The 16,377-nt window shown below is 39.7% G+C and carries 20 protein-coding genes and 1 pseudogene; 16 read left to right on the top strand and 5 right to left on the bottom strand.

Going from position 1 to position 16,377, the window contains the following annotated elements; genetic code table 11:
* The first annotated feature begins 39 nt into the window (after positions 1–39).
* Positions 40–1,296 carry a Y-family DNA polymerase gene (locus NSQ44_RS12180; RefSeq protein WP_340857163.1) on the top strand — a complete coding sequence of 419 codons (1,257 nt, stop codon included), beginning with the start codon at positions 40–42 and terminating at the stop codon, positions 1,294–1,296.
* A gap of 38 nt (positions 1,297–1,334) precedes the next feature.
* Entirely contained in the window at positions 1,335–1,664 is a 330-nt protein-coding gene (locus NSQ44_RS12175; RefSeq protein ID WP_063388351.1) for a YolD-like family protein, read from the top strand.
* 504 nt (positions 1,665–2,168) lie between these two features.
* Here the strand turns inward: NSQ44_RS12175 and NSQ44_RS12170 are convergent.
* Together NSQ44_RS12170 and NSQ44_RS12165 are read right to left on the bottom strand one after the other, a co-directional pair.
* Entirely contained in the window at positions 2,169–2,540 is a 372-nt protein-coding gene (locus NSQ44_RS12170) for an iron chaperone (RefSeq protein ID WP_063388350.1), read from the bottom strand.
* Positions 2,541–2,562: 22 nt separating this feature from the next.
* Positions 2,563–2,934, bottom strand: a complete 372-nt coding sequence (locus tag NSQ44_RS12165; RefSeq protein ID WP_340857162.1) for an iron chaperone — start codon at positions 2,932–2,934, stop codon at positions 2,563–2,565.
* Between the two features lie 399 nt (positions 2,935–3,333).
* Here NSQ44_RS12165 and NSQ44_RS12160 point away from each other — a divergent pair.
* From NSQ44_RS12160 to NSQ44_RS12145, 4 genes and pseudogenes are all read left to right on the top strand, one after another.
* Positions 3,334–4,113, top strand: a pseudogene (locus NSQ44_RS12160) (class I SAM-dependent methyltransferase).
* A gap of 208 nt (positions 4,114–4,321) precedes the next feature.
* Entirely contained in the window at positions 4,322–4,645 is a 324-nt protein-coding gene (locus NSQ44_RS12155) for an iron-sulfur cluster biosynthesis family protein (RefSeq protein ID WP_066247658.1), read from the top strand.
* Positions 4,646–4,655: 10 nt separating this feature from the next.
* Positions 4,656–4,898: a DUF2552 family protein gene (locus NSQ44_RS12150; protein WP_063388346.1), complete on the top strand. Its 243-nt coding sequence runs from the start codon at positions 4,656–4,658 to the stop codon at positions 4,896–4,898.
* Between the two features lie 6 nt (positions 4,899–4,904).
* Positions 4,905–5,141 (top strand): DUF3886 domain-containing protein, encoded by a 237-nt coding sequence (locus NSQ44_RS12145; RefSeq protein ID WP_063388345.1) that lies wholly within the window; start codon positions 4,905–4,907, stop codon positions 5,139–5,141.
* 372 nt (positions 5,142–5,513) lie between these two features.
* Here NSQ44_RS12145 and cyoE read toward each other — a convergent pair whose 3' ends face one another.
* Positions 5,514–6,431, bottom strand: coding sequence for a heme o synthase (gene cyoE / locus NSQ44_RS12140; RefSeq protein WP_063388344.1), 918 nt, complete (start codon positions 6,429–6,431; stop codon positions 5,514–5,516).
* Between the two features lie 170 nt (positions 6,432–6,601).
* Between cyoE and NSQ44_RS12135 the strand changes: the two genes are divergently transcribed.
* Positions 6,602–7,207: a TetR/AcrR family transcriptional regulator gene (locus tag NSQ44_RS12135; protein ID WP_340857161.1), complete on the top strand. Its 606-nt coding sequence runs from the start codon at positions 6,602–6,604 to the stop codon at positions 7,205–7,207.
* A 264-nt stretch (positions 7,208–7,471) separates the two neighbouring features.
* On the opposite strand, the gene NSQ44_RS12130 is transcribed toward NSQ44_RS12135, so the two are convergent.
* Both NSQ44_RS12130 and mciZ read right to left on the bottom strand, forming a co-directional pair.
* Positions 7,472–8,392: an aldo/keto reductase gene (locus NSQ44_RS12130; RefSeq protein ID WP_340857160.1), complete on the bottom strand. Its 921-nt coding sequence runs from the start codon at positions 8,390–8,392 to the stop codon at positions 7,472–7,474.
* Between the two features lie 5 nt (positions 8,393–8,397).
* Entirely contained in the window at positions 8,398–8,577 is a 180-nt protein-coding gene (gene mciZ / locus NSQ44_RS12125) for a Z-ring formation inhibitor MciZ (protein ID WP_340858256.1), read from the bottom strand.
* Positions 8,578–8,655: 78 nt separating this feature from the next.
* Between mciZ and NSQ44_RS12120 the strand changes: the two genes are divergently transcribed.
* The 9 genes from NSQ44_RS12120 (at position 8,656) to NSQ44_RS12080 (ending at position 16,353) form a co-directional block, all read left to right on the top strand.
* Positions 8,656–9,210 carry an NUDIX hydrolase gene (locus tag NSQ44_RS12120; protein ID WP_063388341.1) on the top strand — a complete coding sequence of 185 codons (555 nt, stop codon included), beginning with the start codon at positions 8,656–8,658 and terminating at the stop codon, positions 9,208–9,210.
* Complete coding sequence (locus NSQ44_RS12115) at positions 9,207–10,376, top strand: TIGR00375 family protein (RefSeq protein WP_340857159.1); 1,170 nt, start codon at positions 9,207–9,209, stop codon at positions 10,374–10,376. The genes NSQ44_RS12120 and NSQ44_RS12115 overlap by 4 nt, the downstream gene beginning before the upstream one ends.
* A gap of 95 nt (positions 10,377–10,471) precedes the next feature.
* Positions 10,472–11,110, top strand: coding sequence for a stage II sporulation protein M (gene spoIIM / locus NSQ44_RS12110; protein ID WP_066247667.1), 639 nt, complete (start codon positions 10,472–10,474; stop codon positions 11,108–11,110).
* Between the two features lie 111 nt (positions 11,111–11,221).
* Positions 11,222–11,686 carry a ferric iron uptake transcriptional regulator gene (fur, locus tag NSQ44_RS12105; protein ID WP_063388338.1) on the top strand — a complete coding sequence of 155 codons (465 nt, stop codon included), beginning with the start codon at positions 11,222–11,224 and terminating at the stop codon, positions 11,684–11,686.
* Positions 11,687–11,793: 107 nt separating this feature from the next.
* Entirely contained in the window at positions 11,794–12,021 is a 228-nt protein-coding gene (locus tag NSQ44_RS12100) for a YqzK family protein (RefSeq protein WP_063388337.1), read from the top strand.
* 6 nt (positions 12,022–12,027) lie between these two features.
* Positions 12,028–12,921 (top strand): site-specific tyrosine recombinase XerD, encoded by an 894-nt coding sequence (gene xerD / locus NSQ44_RS12095; RefSeq protein ID WP_063388336.1) that lies wholly within the window; start codon positions 12,028–12,030, stop codon positions 12,919–12,921.
* A gap of 99 nt (positions 12,922–13,020) precedes the next feature.
* Positions 13,021–14,211, top strand: a complete 1,191-nt coding sequence (gene deoB, locus NSQ44_RS12090) for a phosphopentomutase (RefSeq protein WP_340857158.1) — start codon at positions 13,021–13,023, stop codon at positions 14,209–14,211.
* Between the two features lie 3 nt (positions 14,212–14,214).
* A complete protein-coding gene (locus NSQ44_RS12085; protein WP_340857157.1) occupies positions 14,215–15,033 on the top strand; it encodes a purine-nucleoside phosphorylase in 819 nt (272 codons plus the stop codon).
* A 15-nt stretch (positions 15,034–15,048) separates the two neighbouring features.
* On the top strand, positions 15,049–16,353 hold the full coding sequence (locus tag NSQ44_RS12080; RefSeq protein ID WP_340857156.1) for a pyrimidine-nucleoside phosphorylase: 1,305 nt from the start codon (positions 15,049–15,051) through the stop codon (positions 16,351–16,353).
* The last annotated feature ends 24 nt before the right edge of the window (positions 16,354–16,377 follow it).

The following is a 16,377-nucleotide window of genomic DNA, read 5'->3' as shown; positions in this document are numbered from 1 at the left end:
AATAAAACCGAACATACATTCTCATGAGGGGATGATGGAATGAATTATGAATCGTTTCCAAACCGGCATATATTATGCATCGATATGAAAAGCTTTTATGCGAGCTGTGCGGCGGTCATGCTGGGGCTTGATCCTTTAACAGCCCACATTGCTATCGTTGGGGACAAAGAGCGGACAGGAAGCATTGTATTGGCCGCTTCACCAAAACTGAAGGAAGATTTCGGAATTCAAACCGGATCCCGCTTATTTCAAATTCCAAACGACCCCCGCATCCGCCTCATCACTCCGAAAATGGCGACGTATTTACGGATTTCTGCTGAAATTACTCGGCTGCTGAACCGCTATGTTCCGAAAGAAAACATCCATGTTTACAGCGTAGATGAATGTTTTATTACTGCAGATGGAACAGAAAGACTTTGGGGGGATGCGCATAGTCTGGCCGAAAAAATTGTGGAAGATTTACGAAATGAATTTTCTCTCCCATGTGCGGTCGGGATCGGTCCAAACATATTGATGGCGAAGCTTTGTCTAGATTTGGAGGCGAAAAAGAAAGGTATAGCGGAATGGACGTATGATGATGTCAAAACGAAGCTGTGGAGCATCAAGCCGTTGCGTAAGATGTGGGGGATTGGGGCAAGACTTGAAAAAACGTTAAATCGAATGGGAATTTTTACAGTCGGTCAGCTCGCAAATTATCCGTTAGAGCTCCTTGAAAAGAAGTTCGGCGTCATGGGGAATCAGCTTTATTACCACGCATGGGGAATAGATCTTTCCGACATAGGCTCTCCGATTATGCTGGGGCAAATCAGTTTTGGAAAAAATCAAATATTGCTTCGCGACTATCCGGACCCCGAAGAGGTGAAATGCGTCATCTTAGAAATGTGCGAGGAAGTGGCAAAAAGAGCGAGGGAACACCGGATGGCGGGGAGAACAATCAGCCTTGGAATCGGCTACAGCCAAAAGGAAGGCGGAGGAGGATTTTACCGTTCAAAAACGATGGATGTCTCAACAAATATTACGATGGATCTTTATCGAGCCTGCCTTTCGCTGTTTGATCGTTTTTATGAGGGAAAGACAGTCAGAAAAATTTCCATCTCTCTTTCCAACGTGGAAAAAGACAGCGGCATGCAGCTTGATTTGTTTCGACCGAACCGCATAAAAGAGCATCGTTTAGGATATGTAATGGATGCGATTCGGAACAAGCACGGCTCCAATGCACTGCTGCGCGCTGTTTCGTATACGAAGGCAGGAACGAGTCTTCACCGCAACAAGCTGATCGGCGGGCATTATGCGTAACGAATATGAAGAAAAGAAAGCAAAGGATGGGATAAACAATGATTCAGGATCGTGGAAGCATAAAATGGACAGCTATGATGCTGCCCGAGCATGTGAAATTACTAAGGGAATACAATGAAAGTTTAGATAAAGTCGAAAAACCGGTTTTAGATGAACAAAAATATGAAGAATTTAATGAAGTTATCTGTGAGGCTATGGAAGAGAACATTACTCTACAATTCACCTATTATCAAAAAGGTGAAATAAAGAAGCTTGTCGGCAATATTCATTATATCGATCAGCTAAAAAGAGAATTACGAATTGTTGATTACTTGACTAAAAAACATGTTTTAAAATTAGGAGATATTATTGAAATTGAGCAATACTAAGAAAACAGCATTAGAAATACAAATTTAATAGGGGTAGCGTAAGGTCAGGAAAATGCAGATTTACAACGCTTAGAAAATGACGATAATTAACAGCCCAATTTCTAAAAATTTGAGAAATTGGGCTTTTTGCGTGCGCCCGGCGGCGTCCTATAATGGAATAACTAAAACATGATCTCAATCTTAAAATCAATTAATTTTTCTTTCACTAAAAAAGCACCCGTTAGTGAATAAGTGACATTCACGGTTAACTAAAAACAATTAAGTTTCACTCTGCCACTATAGGGTCATTTTCTGGAATAAGTAAGAGAATTATTTTCTTAGCTCCTGTAATAATTTACACTTATTAAAAAAGGAGGCACCCCAAACTTTAACATTAGCTGTGTCAGGGAGTCCACAACAAGAGTGTTGGGGCATGTAAAAGCGTGGGGAGCATAGTTTTGTATAGCTATCAACTCCTTAAAGCCTCTCAGAAGCCCTCACAGGCTTTCTAAGGGCTATCCTATTCTATTTCCGCCAAAAAGTTGAACAGTCTGCTTTATCCTGAATATTAAATTCAATCATTTTCTCCAGCAACTCGTAATTTACCGGCTCATTCCACGGAATTCGAAACAAGCCTTTGGTAGCGCTGTAGCCAGCTTGGGCGATTTCATCGGCAAAATGCATCATTGTCTTTTCTTCAGGTGAAACGCTCAAATGATGCTTCGCTGTGGAAAAGCCGATGATAAATGTGCCGTGATCGGTAAACATTGGCGTATTCCACTTGATTTGCGGTTTCAAATTTGGAAATTTATTGGCAACCCACGCCAAAATTTCCTCTGTTCGGTCGCGGTGGCTGGGGTTATCAATACCTGCTAAATATTTTGCAAAAACTTCCATGTCTTCCTCCTTCGATATTATGCTATTTCCGCCAAAAATTCGAATTCTCAGCCTTATCCTTGATATTAAATTCAATTATTTTCTCAAGCAATTCGTAATTAACTGGTTCAGACCATTGAATTCGGAACAAGCGTGAAGAAGCGCTGTAGCCAGCTTGAACGATTGCATCAGCAAAATGCACCATTGTTTTTTCTTCGGGTAAAATGCTCAAATGATTCTTTGCTGCGGCAAACATAATGATGTATGTGCCGTGATCGGTAAATGTGGGTTTGTTCCACTTGATTTGCGGTTTCAAATTTGGAAATTTATTAGCAACCCACGCCAAAATTTCCTCTGTTCGGTCGCGGTGGTCGGGGTTATCGATACCTGCTAAATATTTTACAAAAACTTCCATGTTATTTCCTCCTAAAATAAAAATCGTTCAGAGAAGTTCCTCAAACCCATTCGTCGTTAAAACTCCTCACAGAACCGCTCAGACAAGTTCTTAAACAACACCTATTTCCGCTATATATTTTACAACCTGAATAGTCAAAATGGCTTAAAATGCAAATTAGTTTGAAATTTTCCATCCGAATGTAGAGTTAAAAAAGGTTCGATCATTTAAAGCAAATTATAATAAAGATTGATAAAACAATGATATTGTGAAACAATTTACTTAAACGAAAGGAAAGGGTACAGCACCAAATTAAATGAATATTAGTTTAATTTATGCTGTATCTTTTCACTAGTCAACTACACGAGCCGTAGCAATTCAATGACCGAATTGCTACGGTAATCAGTTTATGATTTAAGGATGGCTGATAACTTGAAAACAAATGCTAGGTATCAAACTTGGATTCGAATGAATAAACTACTAATTTTTTTGCTTTTTTCACTTTTATTCATTTTGTTGGCATTCTTACCTATTAATTTATATCTGCGAGTTTTGTCAGGTATTATAGCGTTACCATTAATTTATATTACATTTATCTTTCTTATTCTTATTACCAATTCGCAGCATTTGGGGGAAATTATCAGTCAAAAATACATGACTTAATTGTTGCCAAGGTGAATTGGGATGGGCAAGGAAAAATACTGGATATAGGAAGGCAGCGGTTCACTGATTATAAAACTTGCAAAGGCTTTTCCTGAGTCCCTATTAACTGGAATTGATTATTGGGGCGACGATTGGGAATATTCGAAAGATCAATGCCAACGAAACGCTGAAATTGAAGGGGTTTCTGATCGAATAAATTTTCTGAAAGCAAGTGCCACAAAACTGCCTTTTAAAAATGATGAATTCGATATAATTGTAAGTTGTCTAACATTTCATGAAGTTAAAGATGAAAGAAATAAAATAAAAGTAATGAAAGAGGCATTAAGAGTGTTAAAACCTGGTGGTGGATTTGTCTTTTTAGATTTGTTTATGGATGAAAAAATATTTGGGGATGAAAAAGAGCTCTTAAATTCCTTAAAGAAACATGGTGTATCTGAATTGAAAAGCTACAAACTCGCTAAAGTAATGAAACTGCCAAAGCTTTTATTGAACAAAAAAGTATTAGGGAATGCAATGATATTGATTGGAAGAAAATAGACGTGTCATCATTTGCTTGTGAAAATAACGCTGATTTCTTACAAATAAAAACAACACTTTATTCAACTAACCCAGCTAATAGTTTGTCAATATTTCTCTATAAATGTTTAAAAAACGTTAATCGGTTATGTTCATTCTGCTTCAATAAGCGGAGAGAGCTAAAATATGATAGAATGGAGGCAAAATCAAAAAAGGATGATTTCAGCCTATGAACATTTCGTTTACAAACGCAGCGAAAGCAAAGCTTAAAGAGATATTGGAAATGAACGAAAACCGCTATATAAAGCTGAAATATGATACAGATGGTTGCGGCTGTGTCATGAGCGGTGTTACTGTTCTTTGGCTTGTGAAAGATCTTGATGAGGATGATATGAAAATTGATACAAATTTTGTCCCGGTGTACGTGGAGCGATCAAAGCTTGTTTTTTTAGATGATGAATTGCAAATCGATTATCACGGGCAAAAACAAATATTCATGCTCAAAAGTCCAATGCAAATTTACAATCCAAGAATGAGCTGCATTGTGAAATGAGGGAACAAAATTGAAGGAACGTCTAGCTTCTTTAAAGAACATTGCTTTAAATAAAACATGGGTGTCCTTTCTCCATGACAATCATCCGTACACCCTTCTGCATTGGTCTGTAGGAGGAATGGGATATGAAAAAAAGGATGTGTGGCTGATTCAAGATGAAATGACGTTTGAAGCGGAAGAGTTTGCCACGATCGATGAAGCAATTGCATGGATGGAAAAAAACATGCAGAATATTCACGATGTATTAGGATAAAAAAGCATGCATTGGTCAAAGGAAGGGAAAAATATGAAAGATGCATGGAATCTCAAAGATCAGATCGGCGAAGAAAAAGCGAAAAAGCTTATAGATATGAAGAAACAAATTGAAGAAGAAAAGGAGAAATTAAAAAAACTGGAATTGGAGCGTAAAAGAAAAGAGGAACAAAAGCGGGAAAAACAGAAAAGCTTTGCTGAATTGCTCGCAGAAAGCGACTTGAAATGGGAAGATTTTAAATAAAAAGCTGGAAAGGAGGCTGTCCAAAAAGTCAGGGTTCACTGACTTTTTGGAGCACCTTCATTTTAGGGACTTATCGGATAGACCATTTTTCCTGTCTTGTTTATATCCTCCAGAAGTCTTATGAAGGACTTTTCTTATGTTTTCTTTCTTCATTAGGTTCTTCAAAAGTTGTATGACGGACATTCAGCATATACAACTGCTTCTTGTTGGACTTCATTGCCTCTATGAAGGACATTTACAAATTTTATTCGATTATTTTTGTCTTTCACAGTAGTATTTTTCCCCGATCCTTCATTTTAGGAACTCATCGGACAGCCCCTTAATTCCCAACATTTATTATGCCGCCATGAATTTGTTTAGAAACGCTTTCTTTTATAAATGAAAAAGAATTCCCACAAGAGAATAGATAATGACAGTTGAAAATAAGATTGTCATATGAAACAGAGAATAAAGAAACATTGATTTTGCCCATTTCTCTGAATCCATTTTTTTATAGCCGAAAATGCTTAACATAAGCCACAGAACGCTTAAAAGAAGGGCTACTAGCATAAGACCGAGGCTTAAAGGCCCAAAAAGAAAGCTTGCTGCAATTAAAATAATTAAATAAATATTCGTTTGTATATATGCTCTTTTAACACCTTTGACAACTGGGAGCATAGGGACCTTCGCAGCCTTATACTCATCGTGCTTGCGAATAGCTATAGCATAAAAATGAGGCATTTGCCAAATAATTGAAATCACAAACAGACCAAGAATGGCTGGATGTGTCACGTCCGGATGAACAGCAGCCCATCCGATGAGAGGGGGCATTGCTCCAGAAATACTGCCAATTTCCGTATTATAAATTGTTCTTCTCTTGCTCCACATCGTATATGGGACAACATAAAAAAACAAACCTAGAAACCCTAGGAATGCTGCTAGAGGAGTTGTTAATGCAAGAGCTGCAATTCCTAAAATAGACATACAGATTCCAAGCCATAATACTGTTTTAGGCTTTATTGCTCCTGTCACAGTCGGTCTGTTTTTCGTCCTTTCCATGATAGAATCTATATCTCGGTCATATAAGTTGTTAAAAGCTCCAGCTGCACCCATTACGAAAATCGATCCAATCAAAGCAAATAACATTTCCGGCAATTTCTCAAACAGGCTGATCTGATACGTATACAATGCCAATGTCAATCCAGCCAACATCGGAACGAGATTTGATTGAATAATTCCAATTTTACAAGTTTCAGCCAAAATTTGGGGCAAAGTTGGTTTCTGTGTTGTAAGGCTTTCTTCTTTTCGCATTCTTCCCCTCTTCCTTTTTCACTCATGATCTATAAATCTAGGAGGACATTGTTGATAGTTGCGTCCAGCATAATGAGAAATTATAATTTGTATACTGATTAGAATTTATATACTATCTGGTATGTTAATGCTATATGGTATGATTGTCAAGAGAGAGGGAGGATAGCAAATTGGTCAGAGGAAGATTAACCCAAGAGGAGCGAAAAAAAGAAACGCGGCAATTACTTTTAGAGTCAGCTGTTGAAATCTTTGCTCGATTCGGCTTTCACGGCGCTTCTGTTGATAAAATTGCAGAACATGCCGGATTTAGCAAAGGGGCGGTATATGCCCATTTTCGTTCCAAAGAAGAGCTCTTTTTAGCTATTTTGGAGCAACAAATGCAATTGCATGTGGACAACATTCTTCAAGTCATAGACGGACAGCATTCGCTTTCACATTTTATCGAAACGATGGATGAATATTTCCTGTCAGTTAGGCAGAAAAATCGAACGTGGAGCATGCTTAACATGGAATTTTTTCTTTATGCGATGCGTGAAGAATCGGTACGCCGAAAATGGTCTGACATGATAACGGAAGCGGTACAACAAATTTCCAAGGCGATTGAAAAATTGAAGTCGAAAGAGAATAACGATTCTGCTCTATCTGCGGATGAAATAGCATGGACTATTCTTTCGTTAGAAAACGGTTTAGCGATATTTTATTATATTAGCGAAGACTGTGTGCCCCTTCATTTATACGGAAAAGCACTGCAAAATTTGCTTCGATCCCCTCATTAGAAAATATTCAAGCTTAAACGGATTTCAAAATATATTAGTCCAAAAATTTTTCAAGATAGGAATGGGCGGCGCTGTTCAATGAACAGATACATATAGTTGTAAATCCGGTTTATGTGCTATGAACAATCGTTTAGCCATTGAGATTGCAACACGATCGTGCGAATCCCATCCGTTTCGGCAGGAACATCAACTGGATAGCTAAATTGAATTTTCAACAGCCATGTGAATCCGAAAATAAATAAGCGGGGATCGTCCCCGCCTGTTTTAATCGCGATGGATTGTATAAAGAGACTGTTTTGTTGCGTTTATAAGCGCTTCGTATTCTTCTTCCAGCAGATCTTTTGCTTTCGCTGCTTGGACATTTTCAAGCAGCTGCTCTTGCTTGCTCGCTCCGGCAATGCAGGAGGCTACAACACGCTGATGAAGAACATATTTTACGGCTGTTTCCGTCCGAGTGCGATCCGGGCATGCTGAATCGATGCTGTGCAAAGCTTCTTTTAATTCATCGAACGTGTAGTCTAAATACCCATTGTTCTTGACGCGCTCAGAGGCTTTTTCGAGCGGGCGCTCTGTCAAGAGGCCTTGAGCCAACGGCCCTCTGGCAATAACAGAAACGTTATGCTCCTGAATCAAAGAAAACCATTCTTCTGGGCGCCGGTCAAGAAGGCTGTATTGCATCATGATTGAAACGATATTGGAGCGTTTCAACCATTCTTTCATAACGTTCGGCCGAATCGAAGAAATGCCGTAGTAGCGGATGACGCCTTCCTGCTTTAACTCTTCGAACGCTTCAATCGTTTCATCGATCGGGTCGTCGATTGTTCCTCCGTGAAGCTGATATAAGTCGATATAGTCTGTACCCAGCCGTCTTAAGCTTTCTTTCACTTCTTCCTTTATGTATTTCTTGGAAGGATCCCACCACCATCCGTCTTTGCCAACTTCAAACCGGTTTCCTACTTTTGTTGCTAAAATGATATCGTTTCGACGCGATTTAAGAGCCCTTCCGACAAATTCTTCATTCAGGCCTTGATCATAAAGATCTGCTGTATCAAAAAAATTAATCCCCAATTCAAGCGCTTGGTCAATCAGCGAACGCGCATGCTTTTCGTCGCGGCCAAGCGACATGCATCCAAGACCGATTTCGCTCACATACAGCTCGGATGTTCCCAATCTGCGCTTTTTCAAAAAGATCACCTCTCTTTTTCTCTTCTAATTTGAAAGTAGTATAAACTTTTTGAAAAAGCAAATATTTCATATTCATGATGAAGCCATTCATAGACTGTTTTATATCGTTTTGCTGCCTCCTTTAAGCTGTAAGCAATTTCCTTCGGCTTTCCGATCATCACAACCCGGTTATAATTCCGATACATGAGCAATCGCTCCGCCTCCTTTTTAATTATGGTAGAATGTATGAAGAATGATTGGACAATAGAACAGGAGTTGAATATATGAACCGTTTAAACGAGGAAACGATTGCGAAGGAAAAAATTTTTTCAGGGAAGATTATTGATGTATATGTGGAAGATGTCCGTCTCCCCAACGGAGAAAATGCGAAACGTGAAGTCGTGAAGCATCCGGGTGCAGTTGCCGTGATTCCTATTACAAACGAAGGGAAAATTGTCATGGTGAGACAATATCGCAAAGCTTTAGAACGCCAGCTTGTGGAAATTCCTGCCGGAAAGCTTGAAAAAGGGGAGTCACCTGAAATCACAGCAAGAAGAGAGTTGGAAGAAGAAACGGGCTATGGATGTGAATCATTAAAACATGTCATTTCGTTTTATACTTCACCGGGCTTTGCTGATGAACTCGTTCATCTTTATTTAGCTGAAGGATTGATAAAGCTGGAAAATAAAGCGAGTTTGGATGAAGACGAGTTTGTCGAGGTGCTGGAAGTAACCCTTGAGGAAGCGAGAAAATTGATAGAAGAAAAAGAAATTTACGATGCAAAAACTGCTTATGCGGTTCAATATTTAACATTAAAACAATTGAGTGAGGAGATATGAACGCTTTTTTCGCAGATTTGCACATTCATATCGGCAGAACAAATACAGGAAAACCGGTAAAGATTACGGGGGCCAAGTCGCTGACGCTTGAAAATATTTTTATAGAAGCAGCTGAGAGCAAAGGTATGGATATAATTGGCATCATTGATTGCCATGTCCCCGAAGTAATCAAGGAAATTGAAGATGGCATCAGAAGGAGAAAGTATGAGGAATTAATGGGAGGGGGAGTCCGCTATCAAAATTCGACACTAATTTTAGGTACGGAGCTTGAAATATTTGATGAACATTGCAATGGGCCGATCCATGTTCTATGCTTTATGCCGACTTTAGAAAAGATGAAGGAATTTTCCCATTGGCTCAGCTCCCATTTAAAAAATATTCATTTAAGCTCTCAACGGGTATATGTTGAAGGGAAAAGACTTCAGCATAAAGTGAAAAGCTTGGACGGATTGTTCATTCCGGCGCATATTTTTACTCCTTTTAAAAGCTTGTACGGAAAAGGGGTTCAGCGAAGCTTGACAGAAGTTTTTGATCAAACACTCATCGATGCGGTCGAGCTTGGTTTGAGCAGCGATACTAACATGGCAAGCCGTATTCGTGAACTAGCTTCCTATCCATTTTTAACGAACTCAGACGCCCATTCATTGCCAAAAATCGGGCGGGAATATCAAAAGTTGTTGTTAAAAGCGCCGACGTTTCAGGAATTGGTGATGGCGATCAAAAAAGAAAACGGCAGAAAAATTGAGGCGAATTACGGATTAAACCCGAAACTTGGAAAGTATTATGAAACGTTTTGTGAAGCGTGCCAAAAAACAGTAGGCTTGACAGATGAGGGATGCTGTCAAATATGTGGAGGAGTAAAAATTACAAAAGGTGTAAAACAGCGGGTTGAAGAACTGGGGGATAAAACAAAACATGTGGAGAAAAGGCCCCCTTATATTCATCAAGTCCCGCTAGCTTTTCTGCCTGGCATTGGCCCTAAAACATTAAAAAAATTAAAGCATTATTTTGGAACGGAAATGAATATTTTACACAAAGTTCCGTACGCCGATCTTGTTGAAGTGGTTCCGGAAAAAATCGCCGCTTCCATCATCTCGGCAAGAAAAGGCACCCTTTATGTACAATCAGGGGGAGGAGGAAAATACGGAAAAGTGGAAGGTGCGTAAATTTTCGCGCCTTTTCTTTTTTCTAGTAAAAATACGAATATGTACCATCCGTTCTCTCATACAATCTAGTAAAGAAAGACAGGAGAGGATAGGAAATGCAGAATATTCAGCGTTTTTTACTAAAACAATTGAAAGATCAATCAACCGTCTATTTATTTGTGCTTATATTGTTCATAATGGGAGTAATTTTTGGCGCAATCATCGTAAACAGCATGAGCATTACGCAAAAAGAAGATCTGTATTATTATTTAAACCTGTTTTTTGGACAAGTATCGGACGGAAAACTTGCCAGTTCGTTTGAAATGTTCAAGCAAAGTTTTTTCCACAATACAAAATATGTAGGGCTTATGTGGCTTCTAGGCATTTCGATCATTGGTCTGCCGATTATATTTATCATGTTATTTTTAAAAGGAATGGTCGTTGGGTTTACAGTCGGATTTTTAGTAAATCAAATGAAATGGGGCGGATTTTTGCTGTCATTCGTTTCCGTTTTGCCGCAAAATTTGCTGCTGATACCTGTGTTTCTTATCATGAGCGCATCGGCAATTTCTTTTTCCTTCAAGCTCATTAGACAGCTTTTTGTAAAAAAGTTCCACGATCAGCCGTTTCGAATGTTTGCAGGCTATGCAGTCACATTTTCTTGCTTGATCGCCGTTATATTGCTCGCTGCAATGTTAGAAGCATATGTTTCCCCGATCCTGATGAGAGGGACGATCGATTTTATTTATAAATAATAATTATTATTTAATATAAATTTTATTTTTTAATTTAAAATTATTTCAGTTGGACACTTTCTTTTATTTTGTTATAATATATGAGGAATGCGGCGAGGGAGGGAAAGTGTCATGGAAAACCGCATAGAGCGTATAAAAAAGCAGTTGCATTCTTCAAGCTATAAATTAACCCCGCAAAGGGAAGCAACCGTTCGTGTTTTGCTTGAACATGAAGAGGATCATTTAAGTGCCGAAGATGTTTACCTCCTCGTTAAGGAAAAATCGCCTGAGATCGGGCTCGCAACAGTGTACAGAACGCTGGAATTGTTAACTGAGCTGAAAATTGTTGATAAAATAAACTTTGGAGACGGGGTTTCCAGATATGATTTGCGCAGGGAAGGAGCCGCTCATTTTCACCATCATCTCGTATGTATGGAATGCGGTTCCGTTGATGAGATTCAGGAAGATTTATTAGAAGATGTTGAAAAAATTGTCGAACGAGATTGGAAGTTTAAAATTAAAGATCATCGTCTAACTTTTCACGGCATATGCCACCGCTGTCAGGAAAAAGAAAAAGAAGATAACAAGAAAGAATAAAGCCTTTTCCGCGAGGGGAAAGGTTTTTTTATATTATATACGTATAAAGATTGTCCAGACGGTCATATCTTTAAATATAAGAAAATATGGCCTTGTGGAGGACGAACATGGAAAAATGGACGAAAACCGTAAAGAATATGCTTAAAATTTTTATCTTGTTTACAGGATTTACGATTTTGTTCTACTATGCTATTATATGGGTTAACTTGGAATATCAAGATTACCATCGCTATGACGAGCCTGAAGGATCTGCCGTAAAGGTGACAAGCGTTGTGGAAGAACAGAACGATAATTGGCTGAATCGCTTAATATTCTTTTATTTAAACGGGGAGTAGAGAAGATTGAACGATCATATCCAAGATTTTATTCATTATTTGACCGTTGAGAGAGGACTTGCGAACAATACGATCGTTTCATATGAGCGAGACTTGAAATCGTACAAGCAATTTTTGAACGAAAAACTGAATATTCAAGAAGTGCAAAATATTCAACGCTATCATATTTTGCAATATTTGCATTTTTTGAAAGATCAAGGGAAATCCAGCAAGACAATCGCCCGGCATATCGCCTCAATCCGCGCTTTCCATCAATTTTTGTTAAGGGAAAAAGCTGCGGATGAAGACCCGTCCGTCCATATTGAAACACCGCAGATTGAACGGAAGCTTCCGAAAGTGCTGTCTCTTGAGGAAGTGGAGCGGCTTCTTGAAACGCCTGAGCTGACCTCACCGATTGGATATAGAGATAAAGCAATGCTTGAACTTTTATATGCGACAGGTATTCGGGTGAGTGAAATGGTTCATTTGAATCTTTCAGACGTCCATTTGATCATGGGATTTATCCGCTGCTACGGAAAAGGGAAAAAAGAACGCCTCGTTCCGATTGGAGAAAAAGCAACAAAAGCGCTGGAGGAATATTTGGAAAAGGGCCGGCCAAAGCTTGTAAGACAGAAGCATAAAACGGATGCCTTATTTTTAAACCATCATGGAAAAAGAATTTCCCGCCAAGGATTTTGGAAAAATTTAAAATCGATTGCGGTTAAAGCAGGAATACAAAAAGAATTGACTCCTCATACATTGCGACATTCCTTTGCCACCCATCTGCTTGAAAACGGCGCTGATCTAAGAGCGGTGCAAGAAATGCTAGGTCATGCTGATATTTCAACCACGCAAATTTATACTCATGTGACAAAAACACGTTTAAAAGATGTATATAAAATGTACCACCCCCGTGCTTAATGCCATCGTCATGCTAAAAATCAAGTTGCTCGTCTGTTTCGGCAAGTATTAGGAAAAAATATAATCATCACCGCTTTCAAATGGCAGGAGGAATTTAACATGCAGCATACATATAAACGCGTCTTTTTAATTGTAATGGATTCAGTTGGAATCGGCGAAGCACCGGATGCAGAGCTTTATAACGACAAAGGTGCTGACACGCTTGGCCATATCGCTGAACATCTCGGCGGTTTGCATTTGCCGAATTTAGCGAAGCTCGGATTGGGGAATATACGTGAAATAAAAGGTGTTCCAAAGACAGACAAGCCGCTCGCCTTCTATACAAAAATGAAAGAAGCTTCAGCAGGAAAAGATACGATGACTGGTCATTGGGAGCTGATGGGGTTAAAAATCGATTCTCCTTTTCAAGTATTTCCAGACGGCTTCCCAGAAGAACTGATAGAGGAGCTTGAAAAAAGAACCGGGCGAAAAGTGCTTGGCAATAAGCCGGCAAGCGGTACGGCAATTATAGAAGAGCTTGGAAAAGAACATATGAAAACAGGAGCCATCATTGTCTATACGTCGGCAGACTCTGTTTTACAGATTGCTGCACATGAAAAAGTCATTCCTCTGAACGAATTATATCAAATTTGTCAAATTGCCCGCGAACTGACTTTGGATGAAAAGTACATGGTTGGGCGCGTTATAGCTCGTCCGTTTATCGGGGAGCCGGGGAATTTTGAACGGACGGCCAACCGGCATGACTATGCTTTAAAGCCTTTCGGCCGAACAGTTATGAACGAGTTGAAGGACGGAGGATTTGATGTAATTGCCCTTGGGAAAATTTCCGATATTTATGACGGCGAAGGCATTACAGATGCAATCCGGACAAAGTCGAATATGGATGGAATGGACAAATTGATCCAAACATTCGACCGGGATTTTACAGGTCTTTCCTTTTTGAACCTTGTCGATTTTGATGCAAAATTCGGCCATAGAAGAGATCCTGAAGGGTATGGACAAGCGCTTGAGGAATTCGATGCTCGTCTTCCTGAAGTGTTCGAAAAAATGAAGGAAGAAGACCTGCTCATCATCACAGCAGACCATGGAAACGACCCTCTTCACCACGGTACGGATCATACTAGAGAATATGTTCCGCTGTTAGTTTATAATTCAACCTATACAAAAGGAAAAGAACTGCCAATCAGAGAAACATTTGCAGATGTAGGAGCAACCATTGCAGAAAATTTCGGCGTGCAAATGCCAAATTACGGAACAAGCTTTTTAACAGAATTGAAGCAGGGGGATTGATCAATGTCAATTGTGGAAGAAGTTGAAAAGGCTTCTCAATTTTTAAAAGATAAATGCAAACAAACTCCAGAGATCGGTCTCGTTCTAGGATCAGGTTTAGGAGTTCTCGCTGAAGAAGTGGAGGATGCTGTAACCATTCCATACAGCGACATTCCTTATTTTCCGGTTTCCACTGTTGAAGGGCATAAAGGCCAATTCGTAATTGGGGAGCTAAATGGCAAAACAGTAGCGATCATGCAAGGCAGATTCCATTTTTACGAAGGGTATAGTGTAAAGCAAGTGACATTTCCTGTGCGAGTCATGAAGGCGCTGGGTATTCATTCCTTAATTGTGACAAATGCAGCCGGAGGGATCAATCAGTCATATCAGCCAGGTGATTTAATGCTGATTACCGATCATATTAACAACATGGGGCAAAACCCTTTAATTGGCGAACATACCCCTGAGCTTGGCGACCGTTTTCCCGATATGTCGGAAGCGTACGATAGCAGACTAATCCAGCTGGCAAAAGAAGCAGCGAAAGAGCTTGGCATCGAAATAAAAGAGGGGGTTTATGTTGCCAATACTGGACCGTCCTATGAAACGCCGGCTGAAATACGGATGTTAAGAGCGATCGGGGGAGACGCAGTTGGCATGTCAACAGTTCCAGAAGTGATAGTGGCGAATCAAGTCAAAATGAAAGTGCTTGGCATTTCATGTATTACGAACATGGCGGCGGGTATTTTAAAACAGCCTTTGACGCATGAAGAAGTCATGAAAACGGCGGAAATGGTTCGGGCTGATTTTATAGCGCTAGTAAAATCCATCGTAGCCAAAATGTAGAAAAAGGTGATTTGCATGCGAATGGTCGATTTAATAGAGAAGAAGCGGGATGGGAAAGCGCTCACAAAAAAAGAAATCCGTTATATCATTGAAGGATATACGACCGGGGAGATTCCGGACTATCAAATGAGCGCTTTCGCCATGGCCGTTTTTTTTAGAGGGATGACGGAAGAGGAAATGGCGGAGCTCACAATGGCAATGGTTGATTCTGGAGAAAAGATCGATCTTAGTGAAATTAAAGGGATAAAAGTGGATAAGCATTCGACCGGAGGAGTTGGCGATAAAACTACGTTGGTGCTTGCGCCGCTTGTGGCTTCTGCTGGTGTTCCTGTTGCTAAGATGAGCGGAAGAGGTCTTGGCCATACCGGCGGAACGATTGATAAACTAGAATCGATCCCGGGGTTTCATGTTGAAATAGACAATCAACAGTTTGTCCGTCTCGTCAATCAAAATAAAATTGCAGTCGTTGGACAAACGGGGAATTTAACTCCCGCTGATAAAAAACTGTACGCATTAAGAGATGTGACAGCGACGGTTAACAGTATTCCTCTTATTGCCAGCTCCATCATGAGCAAAAAAATCGCTGCCGGAGCGGATGCCATTGTTTTAGATGTTAAAACCGGATCGGGCGCTTTTATGAAAAATATAGAAGAATCAAAAAAACTGGCAAAAGCGATGGTGAAAATAGGGGAAAACGTCGGCAAAAAAACGATTGCCGTGATCTCCGATATGAGTCAGCCGTTAGGGTTTGCGATCGGAAACGCTCTTGAAGTCCAAGAAGCGATTGATACATTAAAAGGTGAAGGTCCTGAAGATTTAACTGAACTATGTTTAACGCTTGGCAGCTATATGGTGTATATGGCGGAAAAAGCAGACAGTTTAGAAAAAGCGCGTAAACTGCTCGAGCAATCCATTGCTTCAGGAAAAGCTTTAGAGACTTTTAAAACATTTGTCTCTGCCCAAGGGGGAGATGCCTCAATTGTGGACGATCCATCAAAATTGCCGCATTCTTCGTATACATTCGAATTAAAGGCGAAAGAAGAAGGCTATGTAAACGAAATTGCAGCTGATGCAGTCGGGACTGCCGCCATGTGGCTTGGTGCCGGAAGAGCGACGAAAGATGCTGCAATTGATTTGGCAGTCGGCCTCATCCTCCATAAAAAAATAGGCGATTACGTAAAAAAGGGAGAAACATTCGTTACAATTTACAGCAATCAACAAGATATTGAAAAGGTGAAACAAACTTTATACGACAGCATTAAAATTTCGAAAAACAAAACAAAACAGCCTGTCCTTATTTATGAAACAATAACAAATTAGAAAAGAAAAAAGAATCGGGATTAC

The sequence above is a fragment of the Aeribacillus sp. FSL M8-0254 genome (genome assembly GCF_038008845.1).
GTDB lineage: Bacteria > Bacillota > Bacilli > Bacillales > Aeribacillaceae > Aeribacillus > Aeribacillus composti.
Note: the sequence above shows the minus strand (reverse complement) of the source record. Positions and strands in the feature narration are given on the sequence as shown.